Genomic DNA, 17,654 nt, shown 5'->3' on the forward strand with positions numbered 1-17,654 from the left:
GGGCGATTTTATAATGAAAGCTATATTAACTGTAATAGGGAAAGATAAAGTAGGGATTATAGCAGGAATCAGTGCAGAACTCGAAAAATTAAATGTTAACATATTAGATGTTAATCAAACGATTATGGGTGAATTTTTTACCATGATTATGATGCTAGATTTGAAATTAAGTAGTAATAGTTTTGATGAAATTAAAAAGTCGTTAGAACTAAGAGGAAAAGATCTTGGTGTTGAAGTAAAAATACAAAGAGAAGAAATTTTCAAATCAATGCATACTTTATAAAACAGTAAAGGGGGGAAAGCAATGAATACAAATAATATATTAGAAACCATTAAGATGATAGAAGAAGAAAAGTTAGATATAAGAACTATAACTATGGGAATTTCTCTTTTAGATTGTATAGATTCTGACGGAGATAAAGCTAGAGAAAAAATATATAATAAGATTGTTAATTGTGCAAAAGATTTAGTGAAAGTGGGAGATGAAATTGAAAATGAGTTTGGTGTTCCTATTGTAAACAAAAGAGTATCTGTTACTCCTATTTCAATAATTGCAGGAGCAACAAATGAAACGAATTATGTTAAATTCGCAGAAACTTTAGATAAAGCTGCGCATACACTTGGTATAGATTTTATTGGTGGTTTTTCAGCACTTGTACATAAGGGATACACTAAAGGTGATAAAATACTTATAGATTCAATTCCAGAAGCATTAGCTAAGACAAGTAAAGTATGTGCATCTGTAAATGTTGGTTCTACAAGATGCGGAATAAATATGGATGCGGTAAAGGAAATAGGACAAATAATAAAAAGAACTGCAGAGTTAACTTCAGAGTCGAAAGGTTTTGGATGTGCTAAGTTAGTTGTATTTGCAAATGCAGTAGAAGACAATCCATTTATGGCAGGAGCATTTCATGGCGTAGGAGAAGCTGATAGAATAATAAATGTAGGTGTAAGTGGACCAGGTGTAGTTCAAAGAGCTATAGAAAAAGTTAAAGGTGAGAGTTTTGATGTAGTTGCAGAAACTATTAAAAAGACTGCTTTTAAAATAACTAGAATTGGACAATTAGTAGCACATGAGGCTGCCAAAAGGTTGAAAACACCTTTTGGTATAGTAGATTTATCATTAGCACCAACACCAGCAATTGGAGACTCTGTAGCTCATGTATTAGAGGCTATGGGACTTGAAGTAGTAGGAACGCATGGTACTACGGCAGCACTTGCTCTTTTAAATGATGCTGTAAAAAAAGGTGGAGTAATGGCATGTAGTCATGTTGGTGGATTAAGTGGTGCATTTATACCGGTATCGGAAGATGTAGGAATGATAAATGCAGTATTAAATGGTTCACTAAATTTAGAAAAGCTTGAAGCTATGACAGCAATTTGCTCAGTTGGATTAGATATGATTGCAGTACCGGGAGATACACCTGCAGAAACAATTTCAGCTATGATTGCAGATGAAAGTGCCATAGGTGTTATAAATAATAAAACAACTGCTGTTAGAATTATTCCAGCACCAGGATGCAAAGTTGGAGATTTAGTTGAATTTGGTGGGCTACTTGGAACAGCTCCTGTTATGAATATAAATAAATATTCTTCTATGGAGTTTATTAATAGGGGAGGGAGAATTCCAGCACCTATACACTCCTTTAAAAATTAGGTATTATATATAATGATAAAATCATGCAGTAATTATTTTATTATATTTATAATTAAATAAAGTTCAATTGCATTTAAAATATTATATTTAATATACAAAAAATTGCGAAGTAAAATTAGTGGCAAATAGTAAGGTGAAAATTTGCAAATGATTTACTTCGTAATTTGTTTTTGCAATAAGTTAGTGAATATATTTATATTAGGTATTTAAGTTAAATAGTTTTAGTATAGGAAGAATGAAATAAAAAAGTGTAAAATAGGCAATACTATAAATAATTATGACTATACAAAAGTGGTATAGTGGATTATTATTAAATGTTGCATAAAATAATATAATAAAAATAGGATTGGTCGTGAGAAAACATATGAATGATAGAATAGCTTTAGAAAGAGAAATTCTTAACCAAAAGCGTAAGGATATATTAAGAGAAGTAGAAGAAAAAAGAAAATATCAAGATGAAATAGAAATGAAGCTTAAAATGCTTACTAAAGAATCTAAGGGAAATTATAATCAAGAAAAAGAAAATACAGAAAAAATATATAATTTATTAAAAAAGGAAATAGAAAATTATGAAGAAGCATTAAGGGAACCTTATTTTGGAAGGGTTGATTTTAGTGAAAAGTTTGGAAATGAAGAAAATATATACATAGGCAAAAAAGGAATATCATCTAGTGTAGATGGGGAAGAAATAGTTGTTGATTGGAGAGCTCCAGTTGCAGATCTTTATTATAGTGGAACTGGTGGAGAAGCATATTATAGGGCACCTATGGGCGTTATAGAAGGAGAATTAAACTTAAAAAGAAAATTTCTTTATAATAATAATGACTTAGAAAAAATATTTGATGAAAGCACAAATAAAATTATTATTAATGATGCAGAAGGTTCAGAATTAGTTGATGAATTTTTAAAAATAAACCTTGAGGAAAGTAGAGGTAAAAAGCTTAAAGAAGTTGTTGCAACTATTCAAAAAGAGCAAAATGATATTATAAGGTGGCCTAAAAATTTACCAATTATAGTTCAAGGTTCTGCTGGATCAGGGAAAACAACCATTGCATTGCATAGATTGGCGTATTTATTATATAGATATAGAGAATCAATGGATGGAAAAGATATACTTGTATTAGCACCAAATAAGTTATTTTTAGATTATATTTCAGAAATACTACCGACATTAGGTTCTAATGATGTTAAGCAGACTACTTTTCAAGAATTAGTAATAAAAGAACTAAAATTAAAAGGAAAAATAAGAAGTAAGGATGATAAGTTAAAGGAACTAATAGAACTTGAAGATAATAAAGATAAAAAAAATATAGTTAATGCATCTAGGGTAAAAGGTAATTTAATATTTAAAACTATAATAGATAGATATATAACCTTGCTTGAAGGAAGTTCTTTAGAAATAAATGATATAGAAATTGCAAACTATATACTATTTTCCAAAAGAGAAATAATGAGGTTATATTTAAAAGACTTACAAAGTTATCCAATAAATAAACGTAAAGACGAAATAAAGAGATATTTAAGTTTAAAAGTAAAAGAAAAAGTTGAAAGTTTAGTTATCCAAATAGATAGAGAATGGGAGTTAAAAATTAAAGAGATAAAAAAGAATTTAGAAGATGGAGAAGAAAGAAGACATAAATTAATAGAAGTTTATAATGAAAGAGATAATCTTAAGGAATATATAAGACATGATGCTAAAAAGGTAATGAATGAATACTTTAAAAATTGGAGAGGAATAACCTGTAATGATATATATATGAATTTGTTTAAGGACGAACAAGTTTTTGAAATTGCAACAGGTAATAGAATACCAAAATCTTTAGCAGAATATATAAAGGCTGAAGCAATATCAAATAATGAAAAAGGTATAATTGATGAAGATGATTTACCGGTATTGTTTTATATTCATATGATATTAGAAGGAATAGATGAGAAATCTAAATATAAACATATTGTAGTAGATGAAGCTCAAGATTATAGTCCTTTCCAAATATATTTAATAAATAAACTATCAAAAGGAAATTCTTTAACTTTAGTTGGAGATTTAGCACAAGGTATTTATCATTATAAAGGGATTAGAACATGGGAAGATATAACTGAAGGCGTTTTTGATGGAAAAGCTACCTTTATATCTTTAAGTCAAAGCTATAGATCAACTGTAGAAATAATAGATTTTGCAAAAGGTGCGTTAGAGGCACAAGGATTAGGATTAAAGACTGCAAAACCAGTTTTAAGACATGGTGATAAACCTAAAATTAAAAAAACAGCATCAAGAAGAGAATCTATTAGAATTATGGAAGAAATAATAGATAAATTAAAGGATCAAGGAAAGCATAGTATCGCAATCATAACAAAAACTTATGCTGAAGGTAAGGTGTTAGAAAGAGAATTTAAAAAGCATACTAATATAGAATTTACCTTAATAAAAGGAAATGAAAAGCATGGACCTTTAACAGATGTTATTATAATACCTTCATACTTAACAAAGGGATTAGAGTTTGATGGAACAATAATTTACAACCCTACAGAAAAAAATTATCCAGATAACCTTTTGAATCAAAGGTTACTTTATGTTGCACTTACTAGAGCACTTCATAATGAGTATATAGTTGCAGAAGAGGAACTTTCAAAGAATATTATAAATCGTATATTATAGATATATTTAATTGAAAATAAAATAATTTTTAATAGAAAAATACTAGTAAACTTTAAGTTTTACTAGTATTTTTGTGTGAATTTTAACTAATTTACTTGTATTTTTATTTCAATACTGTACATAATGATTATAAAAATATATTTTTAAATAAAATATTAAGTTGTAATTATAATGGGTGAAAATTATTTAATATAATCTATATAGAGTGTAAATTGAGAGGAAATTTAAGGAATATGTAAATAAAAATATACAAAAAATTAATTTGTAAGATTATACTATATAGGCTAAAATATCATAGTAATGACTGGAGGATTAATTTCGTAATAACAACTAAATAGGAGGAAATCAATGGACTATATATTTTTAATCATAGGATTTTTTCTATTAATTAAAGGGGCAGATATTTTTGTATCAGGAGCAGCAGCTATTTCTAAAAAACTTGGTATTCCATCTGTTATAGTTGGATTAACTATAGTATCTTTAGGAACAAGTGCACCAGAATTAGCTGTAAGTGTAATATCGTCTATTCAAGGAAGCAATGATATTGCAGTAGGGAATGTATTAGGATCTAATATATTTAATACTCTTATGGTGCTAGGTGTTACAATAATAATTATGCCGTTAATTATTAAAAAAGAGACAATAAAAAAAGATTTTATTATTAATATTTTAATAACTATTTTATTTTTAATTTTAACCTTTAATGGAATTCTTTTTGGTGGACAAAACTATATATCAAGGCTAGATGGAATAATACTTTTAATTATATGTGTAACATATATAGGATTTTTAGTATGGAGTGTTAAAAAAGGTAATGTTATTAAAGTAGATAAATTAGATGAGGAAATTTCAGTTGAGGTAGTACTTAGTGAAGATATAAATATAGGGAAGAGTATATTAAAAATTATTATTGGTATAGCTGGTATTGTTATTGGGGGAAATATTGTTGTTGATTCAGCATCAACAATAGCTACAGCATGGGGAATGAGTGAGAAGTTAGTAGGTCTTACTATAGTAGCTATGGGAACGTCTTTACCTGAATTAGTAACTTCAGCTGTTGCTGCATTAAAGGGTGAAGAAGATATGGCACTTGGGAATATTTTAGGTTCAAATATATTTAATATATTATTAATAATAGGTATTTCTTCGGTAATTAGTCCTATATTAGTATCATCAACATTAATAGTTGATTTTGTTTTCTTAATTGTAGTAACTTTATTTATAGGAATTGTAGTATTCTTTAATAAAGATGAGGAAAAAAGATTAGGTAGAATTCATGGAATAATATTTGTTTTATTATATGCTTCTTATATAATGTACATAATATTTAGAAATTAAAGTGCTAAAAGCGAATTGAATAAAATTCGCTTTTGGCATTTTTTTTGTATTTTATATTTTGTATATCAATAAAAATTATAGAGATATAAAAACAGTTATGAAATAAAGATAAGAAGTATACAAAAACTTATAAAAAAAGTTTTTAACAATTTATAAAATGTATTGAAATAATATTTAATAAGGAATATAATATCACCATGGAGGGATGAAAATGAATTTACAAAGTAGTTTTAAGCAATATTTTAAATGGTTAATAGGAAGTTATTTATTAGTCTTTATATTACTTGCATTTAATAGTAAATTAATATTAGATTTTTCTTTAAGTGCATTAGTATTAGTAGCACCTTTTGTTTTATGTACAGTTGCATATGGTGCAATAAAGCTAAATAAAAAATATATAGGAGTAGGTATAGGAGTTGGAGCATTATATGTAGTTGCAAGTATAGCATTAAGTCCTATATTTATGGCAAAAACTCATAGAGATTTAATTGGAGATGTAAAAGAGGTAGAATTTTCAAATCAAGTAGAACATATGGATTTGAAACAGCTTCCAATAATAGATAAAGATTTAGCATATAAACTTGCAGATAAGAAGTTAGGGGAAATACCTAGCCTAGGAAGTCAGGTTACTATAGGTGATTTATCGTTACAAAGTGTTAATGGACAACTTTATTATGTAGGTCCATTAGAACATTCATCATTCTTTAAATGGTTTACTAATAGAGAAGGTACAAAGGGATACATTAAAGTAAGTGCTACAAATCAAAATGATGTACAATTAGTTACTGAATTAAATGGACAAGAAATACATTTAAAATATATTCCATCAGCGTATCTTTTTAGTGATTTAGACAGACATGCATATTTAAAGGATATGAAAGCTGGACATACAGATTATACTTTTGAATTAGATGATGAGGGAAATCCTTATTGGGTAATTACAAGATATGATAATGCCATTGGAATAGTAGAAAGTAAAGCTATAGGAACAGAAATAATAAATGCTCAAACTGGTGAAACTAATATTTATGATATAGAAAATACTCCAGAATGGGTCGATAGAATTCAACCATCAAATTATATAAATAATTATTTAAATAAATGGGGTGAATTAGTACATGGTATACTAAATTTCAGTGATAAAGATAAATTAAAGCCAACTCAAGGAATGAATATAATATTTAATGATGATACATGTTATTATTATACAGGAATAACATCTGTAGGTAATGATGAAGGGCTAGTTGGATTTATGATAACTAACACTAGAACTGGAGAAACTACTATGTATAAGACTTCAGGGGCTACAGAAATTGCAAGTATGCAATCTGCACAGGGTAAAGTCCAACAATATGGATATACTGCTACTTTCCCATATTTAATAAATATTCAATCAGAGCCAACATACTTTATGACATTAAAGGATTCTAATGGACTTGTTAAGCAATATGCAATGGTTAATGTTAAAAATTATAATACAGTAGCTGTTGGTGATACGCTTCAAGCAACACTAAATAGATATTTAGAAGCATTAACTAATACTAATATTTCTTTAGAGGGAAGTAATAGTGAAGAAGCATTAGAAGGTGAAGTTGAAAGAATTGGACTTGTTGTTAAAGAAGGATCTAGTATTTATGATATAAAACTTAAGGGAGAAGATAGTTTATTTTCAGTTTCAACTGAAACATCAAGAGAAGTAGCTTTAACTAGAATGGGAGATAAAGTTTCACTTAAGTTTATAAGAGTTGGAGATGGAAATTATATTATAACTAATTCTTTTGAAAATTTAACTTTAAACGAAGGTATAAAAAATAATACTAATGATGCAAATGCAACAAATGAAAACACAGATAACACAACTGACAATAGTAATGAAGTAAATCCACAACAATAAGTGGAATTCAAAATTAAAATTTGAGAAATTTAAGTTACACAACGTGTACATCTTTGACACAAGAAAAAGATATTGCATATATATAAATAAAAAAACTATCAGGGAATCTGATAGTTTTTTGCTTTTAAAACTGATATAAAATTATATAAAATTCTTGCTGTTAATCCCCAAATAACATATCCGTCATAATTATAAAAAAGAACTTCATAAGAGCCTGTATTAAATTTATATTGTTTCTTATTAGGAATTAAGTCATAAGGAAAATCATTATGTGGTATCATATTTATGCTATTAGTAAAGGCTAAGGGTTCTGTTTTTAAAAGATAATCTAAAGGAACTAAAAATATTTTTTCTACCTCTTCAGCATTGGTATTAATACTGGCAATGTTATTTAATTCAATTAAAAATGGATGGATTAAAATATTAAAAGGTGAAATGAAAATATCAAGTGAAGATATAACATTTATATTACTTTCATTTATACCTAATTCTTCAGAAGTTTCTCTAATGGCTGTAACTATAGGGGTTTCATCGTTTTCAATTTTTCCGCCGGGAAAACAAATTTCATTTGGTTGATATCTTAAAGTTTTAGATCTAACCTCAAAGAGTATAAAAATATTATTGTCTTTTTGTACTAAAGGTATAGTAACAGAAGCACGCTTGTAGTTTTCCCAACCATTGATATAAGAAGTATAGTTTTTAAAAATAGAATTTATATTATCAATCATAAAATCACCTAAAATAATATATTAAGAATTTTTAAATTTATTCTGTTAATGTTTGTTAATTATATTATATTGTATATAATTAATAAATATAATTCAAGGAGAGTGTAATGAATAAAATTTGGTTAGTAGAAGATATAAAATTAGTTATCGATGAAATTGGTAGTAAGTGGAATTATCCATGTAATATAAAGGTTGAAATATCGAAACGAGCAAAAAAAAGAATGGGAGCATTTTTCTTTAAAAACAATAATGGAAAAATAGAGCCTATTAAATTTGTATTTGCCCAGGATTTGGTGAGTGGAGCTTATGAAGAAAGTATAGTTAAAGAAGTAATAATACATGAATATTTACATTATTATTGTGATACAACAACTAATAAAAGCAATGGGCATAATAAATTTTTTAAGGAGTGTTGTATAAAAAGTAATATATCAGATAGTACAAAATTTAAATATTATAATAATAAAGAAAATGCTTTAAAAAAGTATAGATATAAAATATTTTGTAGCAAATGTAATAGGTTAGTTTGTGTACATGCAAGAAGAGATGCAGCTGAAAATAAAATAAAAAAATATATATCAAGCTGTTGCAAAGAAAGACTTTATTTGGTAGATTAAATTGGTTAGATTAATGTTTTATAGCTATTTTTAGTTATTTATATATTTATACACACCTATAGATTAACAAATTTTATTATAGTATAATATCATTAAAAACAAAGGAGAATAGAAATATGACTAATGAAAGAGAAGAATTAATTGAAAAAGATGAAGTTGAAATAATGACTTTCTTAGATGAAGAAGGGAATAAGGTAGAATTTGAAGCTATTGCTAGAATTTATTTAGAAAAACAAGAATATCTATTATTAGCACCTGCTCATGATGAAGAATCAGAAGATATATATGTATTTAGAGTTGATGAAGTAGATGGTAAGCAAGAATTAAATTTAGTTGAAGATGATAAAGAGTTTATTGCTGTAAAGAAAGAGTATAATAAATTAAAATATTAAGGAGATAAATAAGAGTGCAAGAGAGCAAAATAGTAAATATATTAAATAATAATGATTTAGGGGATGTTGAAGTATTAAAAAAAGGTAAAGATTTTACTTTAGTTAACTTTTACTTTGATTTTGATAAAGATGTTTTAGATGCAGCAAAAGCATTTGCAAATGAAGAAAGTAATGAAGAGGAATTTTCAAGTAAATGGCTTAATGAATATTACTTTACTTATCTTTATGATTTTGCTAATGATGAAGTTTTAGATATTATAGAAGAAATAATAGATGAAACTGAATTAGAAGGAGAAATAATGGCAATTCAAATGACTGAAAAAACAAAAGATTATGTTCAGTTTATGGCATTATTTTCAGAAGAAAATAGTGATGTTGTTATAGAGGATGTAGTTAGAGAATTCCTTTCATAAGATTAAAATTAATATTAATATATAAAATTTATTGACTTGAAAATATAAGAAGATTATTTATATAAAAAACAGAAAAAAGATTAAAATTACCATTGAATTTATAGATAAATTTGATATAATTAAATTATAGAAATCCTGAGATGTGCGTTAAGCTTATAATGTTCAACCTACATTATAATTACGGGATTTGCAACATATTTGTGGATGTCGGGCTTCCAATATGCAGAAGATGGCAGAAGCAAGTTGCGCAGAACCCACCTGCGAGCTGCAGGTGTGAATATTTAAGCACCGGCATGTTGGGATATTAATTAGAAATAAACACCTCAATATTGAGGTGTTTTTTCTTATGCAGCTTTTGATTTTGAAAGATGTACTTTTTTCTTATGTCTTTTCTTATAACGTTTATATATTAGTTTTTGATAATTACTAATATGCTTGTCTAAAATTTGAGATAATGAAATAACTATGGAATTTCTGGGTGATAAAAATTTAAGTAATAGATTTAAAGTAATTTTTTGTAAAATTATCTTTCTTTTAAGACTGCTTTTATTCACAAAATGACCTCCTTTGTAGAAAAATTAGAATTATATAGAATATTATACCTTATTTGGAATAAAGGTAAAATATTAATCGGTAAACAAAAAATACAAGTGATGACAGTATAAAATGTTATAGTATGTCGATAGATAAATATAATTTTTAAAAGTAAAAAATAAATTCCGTAAGCTTATAAAAATAAAAAAACATGACGAAAAAAATAAATTTGTGAAATAATAAATAATAAAGTTGATATTAATAAGAAATAAATGTAAAATAATCATAAGTGAGATTCTAAAGTGTAATTTAGCAAATCGAACTTAACTAAAACTCCGAGTTTTAACTGATACTATAAATCGATGAATTAGCTAGTGAAACTTACCTATTTGGTAATTTGGATAGTTGAAGTTGTTTCATAGTGAGATTCTAAATTTTAATTTACTAATATAGAATTTAACTAAACTTTAACTTTAGTTAGTGGAAATTTATACAGTGTACAATTTGAAACTAAGAAAAAGTGTTTCATTATAAATTCAATTATTGTTTACGAAAGGATGAAAATTATGGATTATACAAATGCACCAATAGATGATGTAATAAAAAGAATAAATGAATTATATAAAAAGAGTAAAGAAGAAGGCTTAAATGAGCAAGAAAAAGAAGAACAACAAATTCTAAGAAGAAGATACATAGATAATGTAAAAGCAAACTTTAAAGTACAATTAGCGGGTGTTGAACTTAAGAATAGAAAAAATTAGAGGGTGATTAATATTGTCAGTTACTGTAGAAAAATTAATTGCAGATTTTGATTTAGAAGTATTAGTTGAAGGTGAAAAGGATATAAAAATATCTGTTAACGATATAAACAGACCAGGGTTACAGTTAGCTGGTTTTTACAATTATTTTGCACCTGAAAGAATTCAAGTTATAGGCAAAGCTGAATGGAGCTTCCTGCAAGATATGCAAGTTGAACTTATGAGAAAAAGAGTAAATAAATATTTTAGCTTTAATTCAAAATGTGTAATAATGACAAGAGGTTTAGAACCACATAGTGAATTTTTGAAAGCTGCTAAAAAGACTAAAACTTGGCTTTTAAGAACAGATGTTGTTACAACCAAGTTTATAAGTAAATTAACTATGTATTTAGCAGGCAAACTTGCTCCTGAAACAAGATTACATGGAGTACTTGTTGATGTATATGGTATAGGTATATTAATTACAGGAGAAAGTGGTATAGGTAAAAGTGAAACTGCATTAGAGCTTATAAAAAGAGGTCATAGACTAGTAACAGATGATGCAGTAGATATAAAAGAAATAGATGGGGCACTAATTGGAACATCTCCAAAGATAACTATAGGAATGCTTGAAGTTAGAGGTATAGGTATAATAGATATATCTTCTCTTTATGGTTTAAGTTCAATACTTCCATCAAAGGATATAAATCTTGTTATGCATTTTGAGCATTGGAAGGATGATGGAGATTATGATAGATTAGGCATAGATAACGAAACACAAGAAATATTAGGTGTTAAGGTTAAAAGATTAAGAGTACCTGTAAGACCAGGTAGAAATATTGCAGTGATAATAGAAGCCGCTGCAGGTAATTATAGACATTCATTAATGTCAGATGTTACCCCAGTGGATATTATAGAACAAAGGATGAGTGAAATAAGCGAATAAGTAATAATTTTAGGAGGGGTACTTTATGACTAAAGAAAATAAAAAAAATGCATGGCTAAAATACGAAGAAGAGGGAAAAAAAGAACTTTTTGATTTTTGTGAGGGATATAAAAATTATCTTTCAGTAGGAAAAACAGAAAGAGAATGCGTATTTGAAGCTATAAGACTTGCAGAAGCTAAAGGATATAGGAATTTAGAAGATATAATTAAAAATAATGAGGTATTAAAGGCTGGAGATAAGGTTTATAGTAATAATAAAGATAAGTCTTTAGTCTTATATCTAATAGGAAATGAACCAATAGAAAGTGGTATGAGAATAATAGGATCTCACGTAGATGCACCAAGAATAGATATAAAACAAAATCCATTATACGAAGATAGTGATTTAGCTTTAATGGATACTCATTATTATGGGGGAATTAAAAAATATCAATGGATTGCTCTACCTTTAGCATTACATGGAGTAGTAGTTAAAAAAGATGGTACTAAAATTAATGTAGTTGTAGGAGAAGATGATACAGATCCAGTATTAGGTATATCAGATCTTTTAATTCATTTATCAGCAGATCAAATGCAAAAGAAAGCAAGTGAAGTTATTGCTGGTGAAGATTTAAATGTTTTAGTTGGAAATATTCCATTAAAAGGAGAAGAAAAGGAAGCTGTTAAAGCTAATATCTTAGCTATCTTAAAAGAAAAGTATGATTTTGAAGAAGAAGATTTTATTTCAGCTGAATTTGAAATAGTTCCAGCTGGAAAAGCAAGAGATTTAGGTCTTGATAAGAGCATGGTTATGGGATATGGGCAAGATGATAGAATTTGTGCATATACTTCATTAATGGCTTTATTAGATGTTGAGACTGTAAGTAAGACATCAGTTATTTTATTAGTAGATAAAGAGGAAGTTGGAAGTATTGGGGCAACCGGAATGCATTCAAGATTTTTTGAAAATTCATTAGCTGAAGTTATGGATAGAAAAGGTGAATATTCAGAATTAAAATTAAAAAGAGCTCTTGCAAATTCTTTAATGTTATCAGCAGATGTTACAGCTGCATATGATCCAAATTATCCAGCTGCATGTGAAAAGAAAAATACAGCATACTTTGGAAAAGGATTAGTATTTAGTAAATATACTGGTTCAAGAGGAAAAGGTGGCTGTAATGATGCAAATCCAGAATTTATTGCATGGCTTAGAAAGGTAATGGATAAAAATAATGTTTCATATCAAACAGCAGAGCTTGGTAAAGTTGACCAAGGAGGTGGAGGTACTATAGCTTATATTTTAGCACAGTATAATATGGAAGTTATAGATTGTGGTGTTGCACTACAAAATATGCATGCTCCATGGGAAGTTTCAAGTAAGGTTGATATTTATGAAACAATGAGAGGCTATAAAGCATTCTTAATAGAAGAATAATTAAGTAAATGGCAAATGATAATTTTTAATTTATCATTTGCCATTTATTTTTAATTATTTAGTGCATCTATAAATTTATTAAGTCTATTTTCTTCAATTGATTGAGATCCTAAGAAACCATGTTTTTTATCATCTTCTTCATATCCATGAGAATCAGAACCACAAGAAGTTAATATATTTTTTTGATCAACTATCTTTAAGAATCTTTCAGTATCTTCTTTTGTATTAAGACCATAAATTCCTTCAATACCATCAAAATCAAGATGAAGAACGTCAAGTACATGTAATTTTTTTAGTAATACAGGATGAGCTAATATTACAAGTGCATTATATTTTCTAAGTAAAGCAATTCCTTCTTCGGTAGCTAATTTATTTGCAGGTATATATGCTGGGCAATGATCACCTATAAAGTTATCAAAAATATATTCCTTAGTATAATTATACCCTGCATCCATTATAGCTTTGGCTATATGAGGTCTTGCAATGGTATCTTTACCATTTTTTAAAACTTCGTTAACATCTATTTCAATATCATTGAATTTCTTTAGTCGTCTAACGATTTCATGAGCACGAGCAATTCTCTTTGTTTTTAAATCTTCAAGAAAATTATTTAACTCTACATTTTTATAATCATCACCTCTAAAATAACCTAGTATATGAATAGTTTCACCTTTATAAGTAGTAGAAAGTTCTACACCAGGGATAAAGTGAATATCTAGTTTTTCAGCAGTTTCTTTTGCTTCTTGTATTCCAGATAATGTATCATGGTCAGTAAGAGCTAAGTATTTAACACCTCTATCATAAGCTTTTTTTACAACTTCGCTTGGAGAAAATTTACCATCAGATGCTGTCGAATGTGTATGTAAATCGCATATTACCATAATTAATTTTAACTCCTTTCAACTAATAGTTTTGAACTATATAAAGCTATGATATAATTTATTCAACAATAATGCAACATAAAAAATGGAGGGAAAAATGCTTTTAATGATTGATAATTATGATTCTTTTGTTTATAACTTAGTTAGATACTTTGAAGAATTAGGTGAAGAGGTAATAGTTTATAGAAATGATAAAATAGAAATTGAAGATATTAAAAAAATGAATATAGATGGAATAATTATATCACCAGGGCCTAAAAGTCCAAAGGAAGCTGGACTTAGTCTTGAGATAATAGATAATTTTAAGGGGAAGTTACCTATATTAGGAATTTGCCTTGGTCATCAATGTATAGGCCATTATTTTGGTGCAGAAGTAATCAAAGGTAAGGAACCAGTTCATGGGAAAATATTTTATATAGAGCATGATAATAAAGAGTTATTTAAAGAAGTTAAAAATCCATTAAGAGTAACAAGATATCATTCGTTAATAATAGATAAAGAATCTATACCAAAAGAATTAGTTATAACTAGTGAAACAGATGACGGTATTATTATGGGAGTAAAACATAGAGAATATGAAATACATGGAGTTCAATTTCATCCAGAAGCTGAAATGACAGAAGAAGGACATAAAATATTAAAAAACTTTATAGATATAACTAAAAATAAGATGAATTCTTAATGAATAGAGTTTTTATAGTAAGTAGGATATGAGATAAATAGTTTTAAATTTTGAATAAATTAGACATTAGGAGGAAGTTAAGTGGGGGTTATAAAGGTAGAGTTAGACAGCAATTTAAATGCATTTGAAATATATGATTTATTTAAAGGAGAAGAAAATACTATACTTCTTGATAGTTCAAAAGAAGATGAAAATCTTTCTAAATATTCTTTTATTGGAGTAAATCCATTTTTGATTTTTGAGTGCTATAAAGAAAAGGCATATATTAATGGTAGTTACACAATAGGGGATCCTTTTAAAATTCTAGAAAATTTAATTAATGAGTATAAAGTAGATTTACAAAATGAAGATATTCCATTAATTTCAGGAGCAATAGGATATATTTCTTATGATGCAGGAAGAATAATAGAAGAAATACCTAATACTTCAAAAGAAGATTTTAATATACCAGATCTTAGATTTATATTTTATAAAAACATTATAGCATTTGATTTGAAAAATAATAAAAAATATATAACTGATATCGATGGGGATGATAAAAGAATACATAATTTAATTAAAAAAATACATAGCGGAAGTGAAAAGGAAGAGATAAAGGTTAAAGAAGAAAGTGATACTGTATTTTACTCTAACTTTGAAAAAGAAGAGTATAAAGATGCAATAACAAAAATGAAGAACTATATCTCTACTGGTGATATGTACATAGCAAATATGACACAAAGATTTTATTGCAATAATTATGAAGATTCATTTTATATATATGAAAAATTAAGAAGTATAAATAAAGCACCATTTTCAGCCTATTTAAATTTTAATGATTTTCAAATAATAAGCTCATCTCCAGAAAGATTTATTCAAATTAGGGATAATAAAGCACATACAAGACCGATTAAGGGGACAAGACCAAGAGGAACTAATAAGGATGAGGATGAAAAAAATAGATTAGAGCTTATAAATAGTGAAAAAGATAAGGCAGAGCTTTTAATGGTGGTAGATTTAGAAAGAAATGATTTTAGTAAGGTATGTAAACCACATACTGTAAAAGTTACTGAATTATTTAAGCTAGAAGAATATGCAACTGTATTTCATTTAGTTTCAACTATAGAAGGTGAACTAAAAGATACAGTTTCAGCCGTTAAGTTTATTAAGGAATGTTTTCCGGGAGGTTCAATTACAGGAACGCCGAAGATAAGAACAATGGAAATAATAGAAGAGCTAGAAGGGCTTAAGAGAAATATTTATACAGGAGCTATAGGATATTTTGATTTTAGAGGAAATTCGGATTTTAATATAGCAATAAGAACTATAGTTAAAAAAGATAATAAAGCTTATTTTGGTGTTGGTGGTGGAATAACATATGATTCTATTGAAGATGATGAGTATAACGAAACACTAGATAAGGCTAAGGCTTTAATGAGGGTATTATAATGAGAAAAGTTATATATAAAGAGGATTTAGCTATAATAGATAGCGGATTGTTTTTCGGAAGAGGAGTTTTTGAAACTATTTTAGTAAATGCTAATGCTATATTTTTGAAAGAACATATAGATAGGTTGAATAAAAGTATACTTGCTTTAAATTTAGGTGAAGAAATAAGTTATGAAGAAGTTTATAATTTTATAAAAAATAATGATATAAAAAATAAGGCATTAAAAATAACTGTTACAGAAAAAAATATAATATATACTTTAAGAGAAATTAAATATAAAAATGAAGATTATGAAAATGGCTTTAATATTAGATTTTCAGAGGTTTTAAGAAATTCTACATCAAGAATTGTCAATTTTAAAACTTTAAATTATCTTGAAAATATTATAGAATATGAAATATGTCAAAAAGAAGGTTTTAATGAAACAATATTTTTAAATGAAAAAGGTTTTGTAGCTGAAGGGTGTACAACTAATGTATTTATTATAAAAGATAATAAAATATTTACGCCAAAAATCTCTTGTGGATTATTACCAGGAATTATTAGGGGATGGGTAATAAGTAATTTTGAAGTTGTTGAAAAAGAAATAACAAAAGAAGAACTTTTAAATAGTGATGAAATATTTTTAACAAATTCATTGGTAGGAATAATAGGAGTATCAAAGCTAGATGATATTAAGTTTGATATTTCATATTCAAGAGAAATAAGAGAAAAGTATGAAGATGTAATAAATGGAGGGGACAAGTAATGGATAAAGAAAAAATAATGGAAGGTGTTAAGTTAATTTTAGAAGGTGTTGGGGAAGATGTAACTAGAGAAGGTTTAATAGAGACTCCAGATAGAATTGCTAGAATGTATATGGAGATATTTGAAGGGTTGGGTAAAGATGCTAGTGAAATTTTATCTAAAACATTTAGCGTTGAAGATAATGATTTAGTTATAGAAAAGGATATTAACTTTTTTTCTATGTGTGAACATCACTTAGTACCTTTCTTTGGAAAAGCTCATGTAGCGTATATTCCAAAAGGGAAGGTAGTTGGGCTTTCTAAGCTTGCAAGAACTGTTGATTTATATGCAAAAAAGCCTCAATTACAAGAAAGATTAACTACAGAAATAGCAGATGCATTAATGAAATATTTAGATGCAGAAGGTGCAATGGTAGTTATTGAAGCAGAACATACTTGTATGACTATGAGGGGAATTAAAAAGCTTGGAGCCAAGACTGTAACAACTACGTATAGAGGTGTCTTTAAAGAAAATTTAGAACTTAGAAGAGAAGTTATGAATTTTATTAAATAATTTTATATGGTAGGCCTTTAAAGATGAGAGGAAT

At 27.2% G+C, this 17,654-nt stretch carries 18 protein-coding genes and 1 other RNA gene; 16 read left to right on the forward strand and 3 right to left on the reverse strand.

Annotated elements, in window-relative coordinates; genetic code table 11:
• Positions 1-13: 13 nt before the first annotated feature.
• From HMPREF0216_RS09880 to HMPREF0216_RS09900, 5 genes are all read left to right on the forward strand, one after another.
• The gene (locus HMPREF0216_RS09880) at positions 14-283 is read left to right on the forward strand and encodes an ACT domain-containing protein (protein ID WP_005213910.1); all 270 of its coding nucleotides are present in this window, start codon (positions 14-16) and stop codon (positions 281-283) included.
• 21 nt (positions 284-304) lie between these two features.
• The gene (locus HMPREF0216_RS09885; RefSeq protein ID WP_005213911.1) at positions 305-1,660 is read left to right on the forward strand and encodes a PFL family protein; all 1,356 of its coding nucleotides are present in this window, start codon (positions 305-307) and stop codon (positions 1,658-1,660) included.
• 364 nt (positions 1,661-2,024) lie between these two features.
• Positions 2,025-4,316 carry an RNA polymerase recycling motor HelD gene (gene helD, locus HMPREF0216_RS09890; RefSeq protein ID WP_005213912.1) on the forward strand — a complete coding sequence of 764 codons (2,292 nt, stop codon included), beginning with the start codon at positions 2,025-2,027 and terminating at the stop codon, positions 4,314-4,316.
• A gap of 348 nt (positions 4,317-4,664) precedes the next feature.
• Positions 4,665-5,654, forward strand: a complete 990-nt coding sequence (locus HMPREF0216_RS09895) for a calcium/sodium antiporter (protein WP_005213913.1) — start codon at positions 4,665-4,667, stop codon at positions 5,652-5,654.
• A gap of 211 nt (positions 5,655-5,865) precedes the next feature.
• Positions 5,866-7,548: a cell shape-determining protein gene (locus tag HMPREF0216_RS09900; protein WP_234088588.1), complete on the forward strand. Its 1,683-nt coding sequence runs from the start codon at positions 5,866-5,868 to the stop codon at positions 7,546-7,548.
• A 98-nt stretch (positions 7,549-7,646) separates the two neighbouring features.
• Here the strand turns inward: HMPREF0216_RS09900 and HMPREF0216_RS09905 are convergent, their stop codons facing one another.
• Complete coding sequence (locus HMPREF0216_RS09905) at positions 7,647-8,276, reverse strand: NUDIX hydrolase (protein WP_005213915.1); 630 nt, start codon at positions 8,274-8,276, stop codon at positions 7,647-7,649.
• Between the two features lie 107 nt (positions 8,277-8,383).
• Between HMPREF0216_RS09905 and HMPREF0216_RS09910 the strand changes: the two genes are divergently transcribed.
• The 4 genes from HMPREF0216_RS09910 to ssrS all read left to right on the forward strand — a co-directional run bounded on the left by HMPREF0216_RS09910 (position 8,384) and on the right by ssrS (position 10,005).
• Positions 8,384-8,893 carry a SprT-like domain-containing protein gene (locus HMPREF0216_RS09910; RefSeq protein WP_005213916.1) on the forward strand — a complete coding sequence of 170 codons (510 nt, stop codon included), beginning with the start codon at positions 8,384-8,386 and terminating at the stop codon, positions 8,891-8,893.
• Positions 8,894-9,009: 116 nt separating this feature from the next.
• Positions 9,010-9,285 (forward strand): DUF1292 domain-containing protein, encoded by a 276-nt coding sequence (locus HMPREF0216_RS09915; RefSeq protein WP_005213917.1) that lies wholly within the window; start codon positions 9,010-9,012, stop codon positions 9,283-9,285.
• A 14-nt stretch (positions 9,286-9,299) separates the two neighbouring features.
• Positions 9,300-9,698, forward strand: a complete 399-nt coding sequence (locus HMPREF0216_RS09920) for a hypothetical protein (RefSeq protein ID WP_005213918.1) — start codon at positions 9,300-9,302, stop codon at positions 9,696-9,698.
• A 129-nt stretch (positions 9,699-9,827) separates the two neighbouring features.
• A non-coding RNA gene (gene ssrS, locus HMPREF0216_RS16800) (6S RNA) lies at positions 9,828-10,005 on the forward strand.
• 37 nt (positions 10,006-10,042) lie between these two features.
• Here ssrS and HMPREF0216_RS09925 read toward each other — a convergent pair.
• Positions 10,043-10,252, reverse strand: coding sequence for a hypothetical protein (locus HMPREF0216_RS09925; protein ID WP_005213919.1), 210 nt, complete (start codon positions 10,250-10,252; stop codon positions 10,043-10,045).
• A 546-nt stretch (positions 10,253-10,798) separates the two neighbouring features.
• Here HMPREF0216_RS09925 and HMPREF0216_RS09930 point away from each other — a divergent pair.
• From HMPREF0216_RS09930 to HMPREF0216_RS09940, 3 genes are read left to right on the forward strand one after another with little or no spacing between them, the layout of a single operon-like run.
• Entirely contained in the window at positions 10,799-10,993 is a 195-nt protein-coding gene (locus tag HMPREF0216_RS09930; RefSeq protein WP_040419624.1) for a DUF896 domain-containing protein, read from the forward strand.
• 13 nt (positions 10,994-11,006) lie between these two features.
• A complete protein-coding gene (gene hprK, locus HMPREF0216_RS09935) occupies positions 11,007-11,915 on the forward strand; it encodes an HPr(Ser) kinase/phosphatase (protein WP_005213921.1) in 909 nt (302 codons plus the stop codon).
• A 25-nt stretch (positions 11,916-11,940) separates the two neighbouring features.
• Positions 11,941-13,329, forward strand: a complete 1,389-nt coding sequence (locus tag HMPREF0216_RS09940) for an aminopeptidase (RefSeq protein WP_005213922.1) — start codon at positions 11,941-11,943, stop codon at positions 13,327-13,329.
• 50 nt (positions 13,330-13,379) lie between these two features.
• Here the strand turns inward: HMPREF0216_RS09940 and HMPREF0216_RS09945 are convergent, their stop codons facing one another.
• Complete coding sequence (locus tag HMPREF0216_RS09945) at positions 13,380-14,210, reverse strand: PHP domain-containing protein (protein WP_005213923.1); 831 nt, start codon at positions 14,208-14,210, stop codon at positions 13,380-13,382.
• 97 nt (positions 14,211-14,307) lie between these two features.
• Here HMPREF0216_RS09945 and HMPREF0216_RS09950 point away from each other — a divergent pair, with 97 nt between their 5' ends.
• The 4 genes from HMPREF0216_RS09950 (at position 14,308) to folE (ending at position 17,620) form a co-directional block, all read left to right on the forward strand.
• Positions 14,308-14,892, forward strand: coding sequence for an anthranilate synthase component II (locus HMPREF0216_RS09950; protein WP_040419625.1), 585 nt, complete (start codon positions 14,308-14,310; stop codon positions 14,890-14,892).
• A gap of 81 nt (positions 14,893-14,973) precedes the next feature.
• On the forward strand, positions 14,974-16,320 hold the full coding sequence (gene pabB, locus HMPREF0216_RS09955; protein WP_005213925.1) for an aminodeoxychorismate synthase component I: 1,347 nt from the start codon (positions 14,974-14,976) through the stop codon (positions 16,318-16,320).
• Positions 16,320-17,069 carry an aminotransferase class IV gene (locus tag HMPREF0216_RS09960; protein WP_005213926.1) on the forward strand — a complete coding sequence of 250 codons (750 nt, stop codon included), beginning with the start codon at positions 16,320-16,322 and terminating at the stop codon, positions 17,067-17,069. The genes pabB and HMPREF0216_RS09960 overlap by 1 nt, the downstream gene beginning before the upstream one ends.
• Positions 17,069-17,620, forward strand: a complete 552-nt coding sequence (gene folE / locus HMPREF0216_RS09965; RefSeq protein WP_005213927.1) for a GTP cyclohydrolase I FolE — start codon at positions 17,069-17,071, stop codon at positions 17,618-17,620. Before HMPREF0216_RS09960 ends, folE begins: the two co-directional genes overlap by 1 nt.
• Positions 17,621-17,654: the final 34 nt, after the last annotated feature.

It is taken from the genome of Clostridium celatum DSM 1785, assembly GCF_000320405.1.
Lineage (GTDB): Bacteria > Bacillota > Clostridia > Clostridiales > Clostridiaceae > Clostridium > Clostridium celatum.